The organism is Streptomyces sp. NPDC050560 (assembly GCF_044457285.1).
Lineage (GTDB): Bacteria > Actinomycetota > Actinomycetes > Streptomycetales > Streptomycetaceae > Streptomyces.
This window is the reverse complement of sequence record NZ_JBITGT010000011.1, coordinates 1-14,925: the sequence shown is the minus strand read 5'-3', so window position 1 is coordinate 14,925 and position 14,925 is coordinate 1. Positions and strand designations below refer to the sequence as shown.

Below are 14,925 nucleotides of genomic sequence, written 5' to 3'. Positions count from 1 at the left end.
ACGCGCGCCGTGCGCGCCGTGCCGGGCGCGGCGGGGGCGGGCTCCGCCGCGGCCCGCGCACCGTCGGCGCCGGGCTCCCCGTCCGGCTCCGGCCGCTTGGTCGCCGCTCCGGACGCCCCGCTCGTCACACCGTTCACCCCGGCCGCCCTCCTGGTCGCCGCGCTCATCGCCCTGCCGCTCCCCGCCACCGTACGGACCACGCCGCGTACGGCAAGCCCGCCCGCCGCCCCTTCACCCCGCCCCGCGCACCGTCATGTCGTCCGCGCCGACCTGCGGTACGACGCGGCCGCGTAGCCGCCGAACAGCAGCAGCCAGCACAGCAGCACCAGTACGGCGCCGAGCGCGGGCGGGCCGCCGTCCGTCACCGAGCGGCCCAGCTCGGCGAAGCGGTTGGACGGTGTGAGCGACGACACGGACCGCAGCCACCGCGGGAACGCCTCCACCGGGAACCAGAGGCCGCCGACGATCGAGAGCCCCAGGTTGCACGCGACCGCCACCATGCCGGTGGCCTGCGCGGTCAGCCGGTAGCCGTTGCCCATCCCGAGCAGGGTGAAGGGCAGCGCCCCCAGCCACAGCAGCACCGCGACAAGCACCCACTGCCAGGCGGCCAGCCGCACCCCGTTGACGACGCCGCCCGCGGCCAGCACCGCCGCGATCGCGGGCAGCACCGTCACACCGCCGGTCAGCGCCCTGCCGAGCACCGCCTCGCGCGGCTTCATCGGGGTGATCCGCAGCTGCCGCAGCCAGCCGAGCGTCTTGTCCTCGGCGACCCCGCTGCCGGTGTTCAGCGCGGAGCCCAGCGCCCCGTACGCGGCCATGCCCACCATGGACGCCGTCTTCCACTCGCCGTCGACCGCGCCGACGTTCGTGAACAGCAGGTACATCAGCACCGGCATCGCGATCGAGAACACCACGAAGCTCGGGTCCCGCAGGGTGCGCCGCACTTCCAGCCGGAGATAGTCGATCACCGTACGGCCTCCTTGGTGCCCGAGCGGTCCGCGGGGCGGGCGCCCCGCGGGGAGAGCGGCGCCCCGCCGCCGTCGGCGGTCAGCGTCAGGAACGCGGCCTCCAGGGACGCGCCCGCCACTTCGAGGCCGCGGACCGCGCCGAGGCCGGCGAGCGCGAGCACCGTCGCGTCGGAGTCCTCGGAGCGCAGCCGCGCCCTGTCCCCGCGCACCTCCACGGAGACCACGCCGGGCAGCAGCGTCAGACCCTCGGTGCCACGGCCCGCGAGGTCGAAGGAGACGAGGCTCGCGCCCGCGGCCCGCTTCAGCTCCTCGCTCGTGCCGTCCGCGGCGATCCTGCCGCGGTCGATGACGACGATGCGGTCCGCGTTCGCGTCGGCCTCCTCCAGGTAGTGCGTGGAGAACAGCACCGTGTGGCCGCGCCGCGCGTACGAGCGCATCGAGTCCCAGAACGCGTTGCGCGCCTCCACGTCGAGCGCGGCCGTGGGCTCGTCGAGCACGATCAGGTCGGGGTCGCCCGCGAGCGCCACCGCGAACTTGACGCGCTGGGTCTGGCCGCCCGACAACTTGTCCACCCGGCGGCCCGCCAACTCCCCGATCCCGGCGAGCCGCAGGGCCTCGTCCACCGGCATCGGCGACGGGTAGCGGCGCGCGACGAAGGTCACGAGTTCCCGCACCGTCACCCGGCTCACCGGCCTGGTCTCCTGGAGCATCGCCCCGACCCGCCCCGCGGCCACCGCCCTCGCCGGGGTGTCGCCGAACAGCCGCACCGAGCCCTCGTCCGGCTCGTTCAGGCCGAGCAGCAGCGAGAGGGTGGTGGACTTGCCCGCGCCGTTGCGCCCCAGCAGCGCCACGGTCTCGCCGCGTCCGATCTCCAGGTCGACGCCCCCGACGGCGCGCACCGCGCCGAACGACTTGACCGCCCCCGTGAAGAACACCGCGGGCGCCGTCTCCGAGCCCGTTGTTCCGATCATGTGTCTGATGTCCTGGTCATGGCACCGACGATAGAGAGGCGGCGGGCGCCGCCGTAGGCGCACCTGTACGACATCCGGTAGGACAAATGTCCTGGGTGGTCCCGGCGGCGGGGCGCCGCCGCGTCCGGCGCGCCGGGCCGCGGTGCGGCGTCCGCTCCCGGCGGGGCCGCGCCCGTACGCCCCCTCGTCGAAGGAGACGCCCCGTGCCCCTGGACCCCGCCGCCGCGCTCGCCGCCGCGCCCCGCCGTACCGCCCTCGCCTGGGAGCCGCGCGATGTGCAGCTCTACCACCTCGGCATCGGCGCGGGCCGGGCCGCCACCGCGCCGGGGGAGCTGCGCTACGTCCTGGAGGACCGGCTACGGGTGCTGCCCGCCTTCGCGACGGTCGCGGGCGGCGCGGGGGTGCTCGGCGCCCTCGACGTGCCGGGCGTCGCCGTCGACACCGCGCGTGTGCTGCACGGCGGCCAGCGGCTCACCCTGCACCGCCCGCTGCCCGCGCGCGGGCGCGCCGAGGCGGCGTCACGGATCACCGCCGTGTACGACAAGGGCAAGGCGGCGGTGCTGGTCTCCCGCACCGACGTCCGGGACGCAGGGGGCCCGCTGTGGAGCGCGGAGACCGACTTCTACGCGCCGGGCGAGGGCGGGTTCGGCGGCGAGCGCGGCCCCTCCCTGGGACCCGATGACCCGCCCGACGCGCCCGCCGACCGGGTCTTCGAGACCCTGGTCCGCCCCGACCAGGCGCTGCTGTACCGGCTCTCCGGCGACCTCAACCCCCTCCACGCCGACCCGGAGGCGGCCCGCGGCGCCGGGTTCGAACGGCCCATCCTGCACGGCCTGTGCACCTACGGGATGGTGCTGAAGGGCTGCCTGGACGGCGCCCCGGAGACCCCGGACGGCGCGCACGCGCGCGTGGTGGCGTACCGCGCACGGTTCACCGGGGTGGTGTTCCCGGGGGAGACGCTGCGGGTCTCGGTGTGGGCGGACGGACACGTACGCGCGCGGGTGCCGGAGCGCGGGGACGAGGTGCTGGTGGGACGCGTGGAGACGGGCCCGGGGGCGGAGGCGTAGCCGGAGCGCCGAGGCGTAGCCGGGGCCGGGGCGTAGCCGGGGCCGGGGCCGAGGTCCGGGCGCGGAGGCCCCGTCCTCCCGGCCCCCTGCGCCCCCCGGCCGTCGGTCGGCACTCGCGCCCCTGCGCGCCCCCGCGTTTCGCCGGTCGGGCTTTTCGCGTTGGGGATCTTGGATCTCGCGCCCCCGCGCGCCCCGGCGTTCGGCCCGCGCTCCCGGCCGCCGTTCAGCTCGCGACGGCCTGTGCCGGGCCCGGCGCCGCGAGCGGGGCCTCGCGCAGGGGGATCGGGCGCGGGGCACGCGCGGGCGCCTCGGGCAGCCACACCACGCCCGCGCCGCCCGCGCACGGCAGCCCGAGCGCGCCGTCCCGGCCCCAGACCACCACGCCGTCGAGCCAGCCGGGCGGCACCGGCTGCTGGTGCAGTGTCCCGGCGCCTGGCCGCCACAGGCCCACGCACGTGCCGTCCGCGCCGGTCACCCGCAGCGCCACCGCGCACTCGGCCGCGGTGCCCGCGCCCCGCACCGAGAGCACCGTCGCGGTCTGCCCCGGCAGCGCCACGCACGCCGGGAACCGCACCGGCTCCCCGCTGCCGAGCACGCCCCACGCGAGCCGCTCGCGGCCGGGTGACGCCGCGTCAGAGCCGATCAGCAGCAGCCCGCTGCCCTGCTCGGCGCCCAGCAGCCGGTCGGTGCTGTGCTCGGCGATCTCCAGCAGCGGTGCCACCGCGCCGCCCCGCGCCAGATCCACCAGTACGGTCCTGACCGCGCCGGCCGTCTCGACGTCCACCGCGAGCAGCCGCCCCGCCCGGTCGAGCCAGATACCGCCCGAGCAGCGCCCGGGCAGCTCCGCCACCCTGCGCGGGCCCCCGCGCTCCCCGGCCAGCACCCACACCGCCGACGCCTCGTCGCCCGTCTCAAGACCGTGCAGACAGGCCCCGTCGGGCGCGGCGGGCAGCAGCCGGAGCCCGGGCGCGTACACCTCGGCGAGCGGTCGCTCCACCGTGCCCGACGCGCTCGGGCACAGCAGCGACACCCGCTGCCGCCCCCGCGCCCCGCGGCGCAGCACCACCCGCCCGTCGGGTAGCGGCAGCACCTCGTCGCCCGCGGCCGTGGCGCCCGGCACCGGCAGGGACACCGCGTACGGCACCGGCGCGTGCAGCGCCCAGCGCTCCACGGACCACGTCCCCCCGGCCCCCTCGGCTCCTGCGGCCCCTTCGGCCCTGTTGAGCCGGGCCGCGTGGGAGCCGCACGCGGAGACCGCGTAACGGCCGCTCGCCGCGTCGCCGCGCTCGCCGGACGCCATCGCTTCTTCAGTCGCACAGACGGTCATCGACCGGTCACCTCCGGTGAGGAACCTAGGGTTCCGCACCGGCTGTCAGCACGGCGCCCGGGAAGGCTTCACTCGGACGGGTGGTTCTCGGGCCGATGTGCCGCGCCGGTGCCGCCCGTGGTGCTTTGTCGGCAGTTTCTCGCCGGTTCCTGGCGTCCACCAGCGCCTTCTTGCGGCGCTCTTCGGCAGGTGCCGCCGCCCTCCCGCCGCCCTGCGGCGGGCGGTGTCACCGTGCGAACGCGTCCCGGTGGTCGTGCGCCCAGGTCGCGTACGAGCGCGGCGGGCGGCCGAGCACCGTCGCCACGTCGTCGGTGAGCCGGGCGTTGCCGCCCTCCGCGACCAGCCGCGCCCCCGCCGCCGCGACCTCCGCGAACTCGGGTGCAAGCCCGGCGTCGAGCAGCCCCTGCCGGTACGCCTCCGGGGTCAGCGCGAGCGTCTTCACCGGCCTCCCGAGCGCCGCCCCGAGCTGGACGGCCATCCGGTCGACGCTCAGCAGTTCGGGCCCCGTCGGCGTCAGCACGCGCGCGTGCAGGCCGTCGGACGTCAACGCGCGTACGGCCAACTCGGCCACGTCGCGCGGGTCCACGACGCCCTGGACACCGTCGCCGGACGGGTTCCGCACCGGGTCGCCCGCCGCGATCGCCGCCGCCCAGCCCAGCGTGTTGGAGGCGAACGAGGAAGGGCGCAGCAGCGTCCAGCGCGCGCCGCACGAGCGCACCGCGGCCTCGCCCGGCGCGTGCCAGTCGCCCGGGCCGCCCCGCTCCCCGGTCCCGATCGCTGACAGCTTCACCACCCGCGCCACACCCGCGGCCCGCGCCGCGTCCAGCACCGCCGCGTCCTGCTCCGGCACCCGGGGGCCGGGCGCCGTGCACAGGAACACCGCCGTCGCGCCCTCGGCCGCGCGCGCCAGGGAGTCCGGGTCGCCGAAGTCGCCCACGACGCCCGCCACCCCCGGCAGTTCCGGCACCCGCGCCGCGTCCCTCGTCAGCGCGCGCACCCGCTCGCCCGCGGCCGAAAGCAGCCGCACCACCACACGTCCCACGGTGCCCGTGGCACCCGTCACAAGGATCATGCACGCCACGATGCCGCCGCCTCCGCCTGCGGTTATAGGAGAAATCGGCACGACCGCGCGCCCCGTGGCAGGGCTACCGTGGCGGGATGAGCCATGAGGAGCCGCTGCCCGTGCCCGCACCGCTGCGGCGGTGGGTCGCCACGGCCACCTCGCACCGCGGCGCCGCCTCGGGCGCCCCGCTCGTCCACCTCCCCGACAGCGCCACCAGCCTGGTCTTCCGCGCCATGCCCGACGGCGTCGGGCGGTGGGTGGCGGTGGGCCCCCGCAGCCACGCCTCGTACCACCACGACAAGGACCTGCCGCTCTGTGTACGGCTGCGGCTGTGGCCCGGCACCGCGGGCGCCCTGCTGGGCGTTGCCGCCGCGGAACTTGTCGACCGGGTCGTTCCCTTGGGGGAGTTGTGGGGGCGTTCCGGGGACGGCGGGTGCTCCGAGGGGTGTGATGGCCCCGGGGGTCTGGATGGCTTGGACGGTTTGGGCGGCTTGGCCAGCTCGGACGGCTTGGACGGTGCCGCCGGTTCGGCCGACTCCGGTGGTCGGGCCGACTCCAGTGGACCGCGCGGCCCCGTTGACGTGGTGGGTCCCGAGGCGCCCGCCGCGGTGGTGCGGCGGGTCGGGGCCGTGCTGCTCGCGCGGGCCGCGGCGCTGAGCCCCGCGGACCTCGCCCGCTGCGAGCTGGTACGGGCCGCGGCCGCGACGCCGCCCGGGCGGCGCGAGCGACTGCCCGCGCTCGCCTCACGGTTCGCCGTCAGCGAGCGGCATCTGCGGGCCCTGTTCGCCGAGGGTGTCGGCCTGTCGCCCAAGCGCACGGAGCGCATCGCCCGGGTGCGCGGCGTGCTCGCCGCCCCGGGTGCGGCGCGGCGCTGGGCCGGGGTCGCCCCCGCCGCCGGGTACTACGACCAGTCCCATATGACCGCCGACTTCAGGGCGTTGATGGGGGTGCCCCCGGCCGCGTACGCGGCGGGACGGCTGCCGACCCTCGCGGCCTGCTGAACCGCCACGTCCCGCCACCCGCGTGCCCCGCCACCCGCGCGTATCGCCCCCGCTCACCCCGCCACCCGCGCGTACCGAGCCCGCCCGTGCCGTACCCCCGCCCGCCTGGCACCCTCTTGTCCTGCGGAAATACCTTATGGTTAAAGTAAGGCTCACCTAACCAGGGGGTGTGCGGTGCCGGGGGTGGCGCGCATGACGCGCGCCCCGTCTCGATGTCCCTGGAGCGCTCGATGCCCCTGCACCTGCCCCTGTCCCGCCGCGGGACCGGCCGCCGACGACCGGTCGGCCGCCGGGCCACCGCGGCCGCCGCCCTCGCCCTCGGCGCCGCCCTCTCCCTCACCGCCTGCGGCTCCGGCAGCTCCGACTCCGGTTCCGGCGACGGCAAGTCGTCCGACAGCGGCAGCAAGTCCGTGGCCACCGGCGGCAAGGACTTCGCGGGCGCCGCGCAGAAGACCGCGGAGCTGGGAACCACCGCCGGGCCTGGGCAGTTCCCCCGCACCATCGAGCACGCCATGGGCAGCACCACCCTCAAGGCGAAGCCCAAGCGGGTCGTGGTGCTCGACATCGGCGAGCTGGACAACGTCGTCTCGCTGGGCGTCAAGCCGGTCGGCTACGCGCCCACCGAGGGCTCGCCCGACATCCCCGGCTACCTCGCCAAGGACGCGGGCCACCCCAAGAGCGTCGGCATCACCAACACCCTCAACCTGGAGGCCATCGCGGGCCTCCACCCCGACCTCATCCTGGGCAGCCAGCTCCGCGCCGCCAAGCTCTACCCGCAGCTCTCCAAGATCGCCCCCACGGTGTTCTCCATCCGCCCGGGCTTCCCCTGGAAGGAGAACTACCTGCTGAACGCCGCCGCCCTCGACGAGACCTCCACCGCCAAGGCCAAACTGGCCGCCTACGAGAAGCGGGCCAAGGCGCTCGGCACCACGCTCGGCTCCGACAAGCCGACCGTCACCATGCTCCGCTACATGCCCGACCGCACCCGGCTGTACGCGAAGGCGTCCTTCATCGGCACCATCCTCGACGACGTCGGCATCCCCCGCCCCAAGAACCAGCAGATCAACGAGCTGGCAGCGGAGATCAGCCCCGAGCGCATCGACGACGCGGACGCCGACTGGATCTTCACCGGCGTCTACGGCGACGCCGCCAAGACCCCGCGCGCCACCGCCGAGGGCAACCCCCTCTGGAAGCACCTGCGCGCCGTGCGCGACGGCCACGCCAAGAACGTCTCCGACGAGACCTGGTACCTCGGCCTCGGCGTCACCGCCGCCAACTCCGTCCTCGACGACATCCAGAAGTACCTCGGCTGACGCCGGTCCTGGGTTGACGCCGGTCCTGGGTTGACGCCAGTCCTGGGCTGACCTCGCTCCTCGGCTGACGCCTGTCCTGGGCCGACGTCGGCTGCGGGCTGACGCAGGCCACGGGAGCCCCGAGCCCCCGGACCCGCCGGGAGCCCCCACGGCGAACGCCCCTCGTGACCTCCGCCCAGCCCACTCCCGCCCCGGCGTCCCACGGCGCCGGGGCGGACCGCCCCCGCGCCCTCGACGGCGCCCCGCCCGCCCGGCCGCGGGGCCCCTCCGCGCGCCCCCGCCACGGCCCCCGTACCGCCCGCGTCCCGCCGGTGCCCGCCGAGTCGGGCCACGCCGCTCGCCTGCCGAGCCGCCCACGGTAGCCTTTCGCCCGTGCCCCGACTGTTCGAAGTGATCGCAGCCCTCAACACCCTCTGGCCGCAGGACCTGGCCGAGGAGTGGGACGCGGTCGGCACGGTCTGTGGCGACCCCGACGCCGAGGTCGGACGCGTCCTGTTCGCCGTCGACCCGGTGCGGGCCGTCGCCGACGAGGCCGTGCGGACCGGCGCCGACCTGCTCGTCACCCATCACCCGCTCTATCTGCGCGGCACCACGACCGTCGCGGCCGACACCTTCAAGGGCCGCGTCGTCCACACCCTGATCACCCACGGGATCGCCCTGCACGTCGCCCACACCAACGCCGACCGCGCGGACCCGGGGGTCTCCGACGCCCTCGCCGACGCCCTCGGCGTACGGCCCACGGGCCCCCTCGTGCCCGACCCGGGGGACCCGCGCGGACGCCGCGGGCTCGGCCGGATCTGCGCCGTCGAACCCCCGCTCACCCTGGGCGAACTCGCCGCCCGCGCCGCCGCGCTGCTGCCCGCGGCGGCCCAGGGCGTCAGGGCCGCCGGAGACCCGGACCTGTCCGTGCGCACCCTCGCCGTCTGCGGCGGCTCGGGCGACAGCCTCTTCGACCAGGTCAGGGCCGCGGGCGTGGACGCGTACCTCACCGCCGACCTGCGTCACCACCCGGCCTCCGAGGCACGGGAGCACGGCCCACTCGCCCTGCTCGACGCCGCGCACTGGGCCACGGAACACCCCTGGTGCCGCCTCGCCGCCACCCAACTCGCCGCGGTCTCCGAACGGCACGGCTGGGGCCTCGCCTTCGCCGTCTCGGACACCGTCACCGACCCCTGGACCGCACACGCGGCCCCGCCCGCCGGGGCCCCCGCCGCCGGTCCGTCCACCGACTCATCCGAGGGAGCCCCCAACTGAACGCCGCGCCCGCCGACCAGATCCGACTCCTCGACGTCCAGGCACTGGACGTACGCTTGCAGCAACTCGCCCACCGGCGCAGGTCGCTCCCCGAGCACGCCGAGATCGAGACGCTCAACAAGGACCTCGCCCAGCAGCGCGACCTGCTGGTGGCGGCACAGACCGAGGAGAGCGACACCGCACGCGAGCAGACCAAGGCCGAGCAGGACGTCGACCAGGTACGCACCCGCGCGGGCCGCGACCAGCAGCGCCTGGACTCCGGCGCCGTCACCTCCCCCAGGGACCTGGAGAACCTCCAGCACGAGATCGCCTCGCTCGCCAAGCGCCAGAGCGACCTGGAGGACGTCGTCCTCGACGTCATGGAGCGCCGCGAGTCCGCCCAGGCCCGTATCGAGGAGCTGACCGAGCGCGTCGCCTCCGTGCAGGCCAGGATCGACGAGGCCACCTCCCGCAGGGACGCCTCGTACGAGGAGATCGACGGCGAGACCGGCTCCGTCACCAAGGAGCGCGAGCTGATCGCCGGGTCCGTCCCCGCCGACCTGCTGAAGCTCTACGACAAGCTGCGCGAGCAGCAGGGCGGCATCGGCGCCGCCCGGCTCTACCAGCGCCGCTGCGAGGGCTGCCGGCTCGAACTGAACATCACGGAGATGAACGAGGTGCGCGCCGCCGCCCCCGACACCGTCGTGCGCTGCGAGAACTGCCGCCGCATCCTGGTGCGCACCGCGGAGTCGGGGCTGTAGGCCCCCGGTGAACGAGTTCATCGTCGAGGCCGACGGCGGCTCCCGGGGCAACCCGGGCCCCGCCGGGTACGGCGCCGTCGTCATCGACGCGGCCTCGGGCGAGACCCTGCGCGAGACCGCCGAGTACATCGGGGTCGCCACCAACAACGTGGCCGAGTACCGCGGGCTGCTCGCCGGGCTCACCGCCGCCCGTGCCCTCGACCCCGACGCGCGCGTCCTGGTCCGCATGGACTCCAAGCTCGTCGTCGAGCAGATGTCGGGGCGCTGGCAGATCAGGCACCCCGACATGAGGCCGCTCGCGGCCCGCGCCGCCGAGGTCTTCCCGCCGTCCAGGGTCGGCTACGAGTGGATTCCGCGGGAGCGCAACAAGCGCGCCGACCGGCTCGCCAACGAGGCCATGGACGCCGGAAAGCGCGGCACACAGTGGCGCCCGCGCGCCGAAGCGCCCGCCGAACGCGCCCCTGCGGGCGCGGCTTCCCCCGGCCGCACTCCGGCGCGCGCGACGTCCCCCGACCACGCCCCCGCGGGCGCGACCTCCCCCGACCGCCCCCCGGAGGGCGCCCCCTCCTCCGACCGCGCCGACACCCGCGCGGCTCGCAACGTCGCGGACCGCGGCTGGGGACCCGCCGCGGTCACCGCCACCACCTTCGTACTGCTGCGGCACGGGGAGACGCCCCTCACCCCGCAGAAGCGGTTCTCCGGCAGCGGCGGCAGCGACCCCGCGCTCTCGCCTACCGGCCGGGAGCAGGCCGGGCGCGCCGCCGCCGCGCTCGCCGCCCCCGGCACGGTCGGCAACGTCGGCGCGATCGATGCCGTCGTCAGCTCCCCGCTGCTGCGCTGCCGGGAGACCGCCGCGGCCGTCGCCGAACGCCTCGGACTGCCGGTGGCCGTCGAGGACGGGCTGCGCGAGGCCGACTTCGGGGCCTGGGAGGGGCTGACGTTCGCCGAGGCGCGCGAGCGGTTCCCCGCCGACCTCGACGCCTGGCTCGCCGCCCCCGGCACCGCGCCGCCGGGCGGCGAGAGCTTCGCCGAGGTCACAGAGCGCGTCTCCGCGGCGAGCGACCGCGTGCTGGCCGCCCACGAGGGCGCCACCGTGCTCCTCGTCTCCCATGTCACCCCGGTCAAGACCCTGGTACGGCTCGCGCTCGGCGCACCGCCCGAGTCCCTCTACCGCATGGAGCTGTCCCCGGCGTCCCTCACCGTGCTCGCCCGCTACTCCGACGGCAACGCGAGCCTGCGGGTGTTCAACGACACCGGACATCTGCGCTGAGCCCCCGCGCCCACGCCGGGTGCCCCGGGCGTCCGTGCGCCGGAGCGCGCGCGGGGCCGGTGCGCCCGCGCCCACGCCTGGCCCGTACGCCCGCGCACCCGTGTGCCACGAGTTCCGTTGCATCACCCGCAACGCTCGTTGCAGCTCATGTGGTTGGCGTGCAGGATGGTACGTATGACGTCCTCCCCGCCGCCCGCCGACGCCTCCCCGGCCTCGGCCTCCGTCCTCGACCTCGCCCCCGTACTCCCCGTGGTCGTCGTGGAGCGGCCGCAGGACGCGGTGCCGCTGGCACGCGCCCTGGTCGCGGGCGGGCTCCCCGCGGTCGAGATCACCCTGCGCACCCCCGCGGCCCTCGACGCGATCCGCGCCGTGGCGGCCGAGGTCCCCGGGGCGGTCGTCGGCGCGGGCACGCTCGTACGGGCCGAGCAGGTCCCCGCGGCCGTCGAGGCGGGCGCCCGCTTCCTGGTGACCCCGGGCTGGACACCCGGACTGCTCGGCGCGCTCGAAGCGTCGGGGGTGCCCTTCCTGCCGGGGGTGTCCACCACCTCCGAGGTGGTGGCCCTGCTCGAACGGGGCGTGCGCGACATGAAGTTCTTCCCCGCGGAGGCCGCGGGCGGCGCCCCCTATCTGAGGGCGCTGGCGAGCCCGCTGCCCGAGGCACGCTTCTGCCCGACGGGCGGGGTCAACGCCGCCTTGGCGCCCGCATACCTCGCGCTGGAGAACGTGGCCTGCGTCGGCGGCTCCTGGATGCTGCCCGCGGACGCCGTGGCGGCGGGCGACTGGGCCCGCGTGGAGTCACTGGCCCGCGACGCCGCGGCCCTGGCCCCCCGCGCGGACACCTGAGACGGGCGCGGGTCCGGGGCGGCACCCGCCTCCGGACCCGCGCCGCGGCGGCCGCCCGGACGCGCCGCTACGACCCGTAGGCCACCCCGAAGTCGTTGGTGGTGAAGTCGAGGCCGCCGGGCGACGAGGTGATCTCGTACCCGAACTGCACGTCCCCGACGGTCTCGTCGCCCCACCAGCCCTTGGTGTCCTTGATCCAGTCCAGGACCGGCAGGATGTCGACCGTGCCGGCCGACGAGTTCGAGGTCCGCAGGAACGAGAAGACCTGGTTGGCGCCGTTGTCGCCCTTGTACACGGCCCACTCGTGGCCGCCGAGCGACACCGTCCCCTGCGAGGTCCCGATCGGGCCCACGGCGCCCGTGTGGTTGACCCACAGCATGATCTCGTAGTCGTAGTCCGTGTCCCAGATGTCGTACGACGTGTTGTACGCGCCCGACGACGGCACCGACACGTCGTACGTGCTGCTCAACGACGTCAGCGACGACAGGGGCTTGTTCACGGCCTTCTTGGCGTTCGGATACGACTTCACGCCCCCGGTGCCCGGATGGTCGGCGGTGACGCCCCAGACGCGCGAGGAGTCGGCCCAGATGGTCTGGGAGCCGGCGCCCGAGCCCCAGATGTTGTTGTAGAGGGTGTAGCCGTCGTCCGTGGTGTACGTGCCCCACTGTTCCGACGACGTCCACACCGCGGCGCCCGCGGGCGCGCCGCAGACCCCCGTGAACACGGTGAGCGCGACCGCCGACGCGGCCGGTGCCACCAGCAGTCGGACGAGGCGGTGCGAGGTGCGAGGTGCCATGGCTGTCCCTTCCCTGGGTGGGGGAGGACCGCGGCCCCGGGACGGAGCGCGGTTCCGTACCCGGCGAGCGCTGACTCGGCGGCGCGTACGGCGGCCCATGGGGAGGCCGCTGCCGCCTGCCACCTGCGGCGAAAGGGACGTTCGAGGGTGTTCGACGGAGCGGGGCGCCGCGCGGGCGCAGCGAGAGTAGAGGAGCGGCGCCCCCGCCACAAGGGGCGGCCACCGGGCCGGGCCGGACCACGCGGGGGCGCCGTCAGCCCCTCCCGCCCGCCGCGTCCGCGTCCCCGTCGGGTGTCCGGTTGCGGCCGCCCAGCACCTCCGCGCGGTACGCGGCCGGGGTCACCCCCAGCACCCTGCGGAACCAGCGGGTCAGATGCGCCTGATCGGCGAAGCCCACCAGGCCCGCCACCCTCGCGGGCCGGTACCCGGCCTCCAGCAGCGCCCGCGCCCTGCCGACCCGGTACTGCGCCAGCCACGCGTACGGGGGCATGCCCATGCTGTCCCGGAAGGCCCGTAGCAACTGGTAGCGCGACAGACCGTGTTCCGCGGCGAGCTGCGCCAGCGACGGCGGCGCCAGCAGCTCCCCCGCCAGCCGGTCCCGTACCGCGCGCGTGATCGCTGCGGCGCCCGGCACCGTGTCCCGCACCGGCCGGGCGCCGCCGTGCCTGCGGGCGAGCGCGGACAGCAGCCACGGCAGCCGCGACTCGGCCTCCAGCGGCTCGACACCGCGCCGCAGCGCCGTGTGCGCCCTGACGAGCGCGTCGGCGAGCCGCGGGTCGTCCACGACGGGCTCGCCGAAGTGCGGCGCGCCGAGCGTGGCGTCCGACAGCAGCTCCGCGCCCGGGTACAGCGCCAGATACGCGTACCCCTGCGGGGACGCGGGGGCGCCGGTGTGGGGCTCGCCGGGCCCGAGGACCACGATCGAACCGACGCCCGGGTAGATCGTCCCGCCCCGGTACGCGATGGCCTCGGAGCCGCCGACACACACCCCGACGGTGTACTCGGGGTGGCTGTGCGGCGCGTAGCGGTGCTCCTCGAAGCGCGCGGTCAGCAGGTCGAGCGGGCGGCCGGTGTCCAGCGCCGCCCTGGTCCACACGGCGTGCTCACGCGGCCGCCCCGCGCCGCCCGCACGCCCCCGCACCCCATCCGCACCCCTCACCGTACGGCTCCCCCTTCCCCACCGCGCGACCCTACAGCGGGCCCCCGCAGAAACACCCCGCGCGCCCCGTACCCTGGCGCGGGGGCCCGGCCGGGTGCGCCACAGCCGGGTACAACGCACGCGTGCGACCCGCCATTTCCGCGCGCACCGCATATCCGTATAGCGACAAGTCCCCACCCGTGTGGGGCGGGCCCCGCGCCCCGGTACCGAAGTGTTGGAGGAGACCGATCGTGTTGGTGCTGCTGCCGCCGTCAGAAGGCAAGGCCCCCGCGGGCCGTGGTGCGCCGCTGCGGCCGGGGGAGCTGTCGCTGCCCGGGCTGACCGCGGCGCGCGAGGCCGTCCTCGACGAGCTGGTGGCGCTCTGCGCCGAGGACGCCGCGGCCAACGACAAGGCGCTCCAGGTCCTCGGCCTGAGCGAGGGCCAGCGCGGCGAGATCGAGAAGAACGCGCGCCTGCGCACCGCTGGCACCCGCCCCGCGGGCGAGCTGTACACCGGCGTGCTGTACGAGGCGCTCGGCCTCGCCACCCTCGACACCGCCGCCAGGCGCCGCGCGGCCCGCTCGCTGCTGGTCTTCTCCGGGCTCTGGGGCGCGGTGCGGCCCGGCGACCGCATCCCCCCGTACCGCTGCCCGATGGGCGTACGGCTGCCCGGCGCGGGCGCGCTCGCCGCCTACTGGCGGCCCCACCTCGCCGAGGCGCTGCCCGAGGCGGCAGGCGGTGGCCTCGTCCTCGACCTGCGCTCCGCCGCCTACGCTGCCGCGTGGAAACCGGCGGGCGACGTGGCGGGCCGCACCGCGACGGTACGGGTGCTGCACGCGCGCATGGTCGACGGCGTCGAACGCCGTTCCGTGGTGAGCCACTTCAACAAGGCCACCAAGGGCCGCCTCGCCCGCGCCCTGCTCATCGCGGGCGCCGCCCCCAGGACCCCGTCGGCCCTGGTGGCGGCCCTGCGCGACCTGGGCTTCACGGTGGAGGCGCGGGAGGGCGGGCCGGGACGGCCCTGGGCGCTCGACGTGGTGGTCAGCGAGATCCACTGACGGGGGAGCGGGGCACTAGGTCGTGTCGTTTGGATCTTCGCGGGGGTGCGACGCCAGCTACGGCACCTCGCCGCGTTGTCGGACCGTCCACGTACGCCCAGTACGAGGACGATCCT

The 14,925-nt window shown here is 76.1% G+C and carries 14 protein-coding genes; 8 read left to right on the top strand and 6 right to left on the bottom strand.

The window, feature by feature from the left end; genetic code table 11:
• Nucleotides 1–251: 251 nt before the first annotated feature.
• Nucleotides 252–968 (bottom strand): ABC transporter permease, encoded by a 717-nt coding sequence (locus tag ACIBIW_RS24880; protein ID WP_399339230.1) that lies wholly within the window; start codon nt 966–968, stop codon nt 252–254.
• Nucleotides 965–1,939 carry an ABC transporter ATP-binding protein gene (locus ACIBIW_RS24875; protein ID WP_399339229.1) on the bottom strand — a complete coding sequence of 325 codons (975 nt, stop codon included), beginning with the start codon at nt 1,937–1,939 and terminating at the stop codon, nt 965–967. The genes ACIBIW_RS24880 and ACIBIW_RS24875 overlap by 4 nt, the downstream gene beginning before the upstream one ends.
• Nucleotides 1,940–2,142: 203 nt before the next feature.
• On the opposite strand from ACIBIW_RS24875, the gene ACIBIW_RS24870 reads away from it, so the two are divergent.
• A complete protein-coding gene (locus ACIBIW_RS24870) occupies nt 2,143–3,006 on the top strand; it encodes a MaoC/PaaZ C-terminal domain-containing protein (RefSeq protein ID WP_399339228.1) in 864 nt (287 codons plus the stop codon).
• Nucleotides 3,007–3,229: 223 nt separating this feature from the next.
• On the opposite strand, the gene ACIBIW_RS24865 is transcribed toward ACIBIW_RS24870, so the two are convergent.
• The gene (locus tag ACIBIW_RS24865) at nt 3,230–4,333 is read right to left on the bottom strand and encodes a hypothetical protein (protein ID WP_399339226.1); all 1,104 of its coding nucleotides are present in this window, start codon (nt 4,331–4,333) and stop codon (nt 3,230–3,232) included.
• Nucleotides 4,334–4,559: 226 nt separating this feature from the next.
• On the bottom strand, nt 4,560–5,405 hold the full coding sequence (locus ACIBIW_RS24860) for an NAD(P)H-binding protein (RefSeq protein WP_399339225.1): 846 nt from the start codon (nt 5,403–5,405) through the stop codon (nt 4,560–4,562).
• 86 nt (nt 5,406–5,491) lie between these two features.
• Here ACIBIW_RS24860 and ACIBIW_RS24855 point away from each other — a divergent pair, with 86 nt between their 5' ends.
• From ACIBIW_RS24855 to eda, 6 genes are all read left to right on the top strand, one after another.
• Nucleotides 5,492–6,397 (top strand): helix-turn-helix domain-containing protein, encoded by a 906-nt coding sequence (locus tag ACIBIW_RS24855; RefSeq protein WP_399339224.1) that lies wholly within the window; start codon nt 5,492–5,494, stop codon nt 6,395–6,397.
• Between the two features lie 230 nt (nt 6,398–6,627).
• Nucleotides 6,628–7,710, top strand: coding sequence for an ABC transporter substrate-binding protein (locus tag ACIBIW_RS24850; protein WP_399339223.1), 1,083 nt, complete (start codon nt 6,628–6,630; stop codon nt 7,708–7,710).
• 372 nt (nt 7,711–8,082) lie between these two features.
• Complete coding sequence (locus tag ACIBIW_RS24845) at nt 8,083–8,964, top strand: Nif3-like dinuclear metal center hexameric protein (RefSeq protein ID WP_399339222.1); 882 nt, start codon at nt 8,083–8,085, stop codon at nt 8,962–8,964.
• Nucleotides 8,961–9,704: a zinc ribbon domain-containing protein gene (locus ACIBIW_RS24840; RefSeq protein WP_399339475.1), complete on the top strand. Its 744-nt coding sequence runs from the start codon at nt 8,961–8,963 to the stop codon at nt 9,702–9,704. Before ACIBIW_RS24845 ends, ACIBIW_RS24840 begins: the two co-directional genes overlap by 4 nt.
• A 7-nt stretch (nt 9,705–9,711) precedes the next feature.
• Nucleotides 9,712–10,974, top strand: coding sequence for a bifunctional RNase H/acid phosphatase (locus ACIBIW_RS24835; RefSeq protein ID WP_399339221.1), 1,263 nt, complete (start codon nt 9,712–9,714; stop codon nt 10,972–10,974).
• 174 nt (nt 10,975–11,148) lie between these two features.
• Nucleotides 11,149–11,817, top strand: a complete 669-nt coding sequence (eda, locus tag ACIBIW_RS24830; protein ID WP_399339220.1) for a bifunctional 4-hydroxy-2-oxoglutarate aldolase/2-dehydro-3-deoxy-phosphogluconate aldolase — start codon at nt 11,149–11,151, stop codon at nt 11,815–11,817.
• A gap of 67 nt (nt 11,818–11,884) precedes the next feature.
• On the opposite strand, the gene ACIBIW_RS24825 is transcribed toward eda, so the two are convergent.
• Nucleotides 11,885–12,613 carry a hypothetical protein gene (locus tag ACIBIW_RS24825; protein WP_399339219.1) on the bottom strand — a complete coding sequence of 243 codons (729 nt, stop codon included), beginning with the start codon at nt 12,611–12,613 and terminating at the stop codon, nt 11,885–11,887.
• Nucleotides 12,614–12,866: 253 nt separating this feature from the next.
• Nucleotides 12,867–13,772: a helix-turn-helix domain-containing protein gene (locus ACIBIW_RS24820; RefSeq protein WP_399339218.1), complete on the bottom strand. Its 906-nt coding sequence runs from the start codon at nt 13,770–13,772 to the stop codon at nt 12,867–12,869.
• A 230-nt stretch (nt 13,773–14,002) separates the two neighbouring features.
• On the opposite strand from ACIBIW_RS24820, the gene yaaA reads away from it, so the two are divergent.
• Nucleotides 14,003–14,809, top strand: coding sequence for a peroxide stress protein YaaA (yaaA, locus tag ACIBIW_RS24815; RefSeq protein WP_399339217.1), 807 nt, complete (start codon nt 14,003–14,005; stop codon nt 14,807–14,809).
• Nucleotides 14,810–14,925 lie beyond the last annotated feature (116 nt).

What these genes read in the sequence shown, in the direction of transcription:
- ACIBIW_RS24875 (WP_399339229.1), bottom strand. Translation starts at nt 1,939, where the DNA reads ATGATCGGAACAACGGGCTCGGAGACGGCGCCCGCGGTGTTCTTCACG.
- ACIBIW_RS24865 (WP_399339226.1), bottom strand. Translation starts at nt 4,333, where the DNA reads ATGACCGTCTGTGCGACTGAAGAAGCGATGGCGTCCGGCGAGCGCGGC.
- ACIBIW_RS24860 (WP_399339225.1), bottom strand. Translation starts at nt 5,405, where the DNA reads ATGATCCTTGTGACGGGTGCCACGGGCACCGTGGGACGTGTGGTGGTG.
- ACIBIW_RS24855 (WP_399339224.1), top strand. Translation starts at nt 5,492, where the DNA reads ATGAGCCATGAGGAGCCGCTGCCCGTGCCCGCACCGCTGCGGCGGTGG.
- ACIBIW_RS24850 (WP_399339223.1), top strand. Translation starts at nt 6,628, where the DNA reads ATGCCCCTGCACCTGCCCCTGTCCCGCCGCGGGACCGGCCGCCGACGA.
- eda (WP_399339220.1), top strand. Translation starts at nt 11,149, where the DNA reads ATGACGTCCTCCCCGCCGCCCGCCGACGCCTCCCCGGCCTCGGCCTCC.
- ACIBIW_RS24825 (WP_399339219.1), bottom strand. Translation starts at nt 12,613, where the DNA reads ATGGCACCTCGCACCTCGCACCGCCTCGTCCGACTGCTGGTGGCACCG.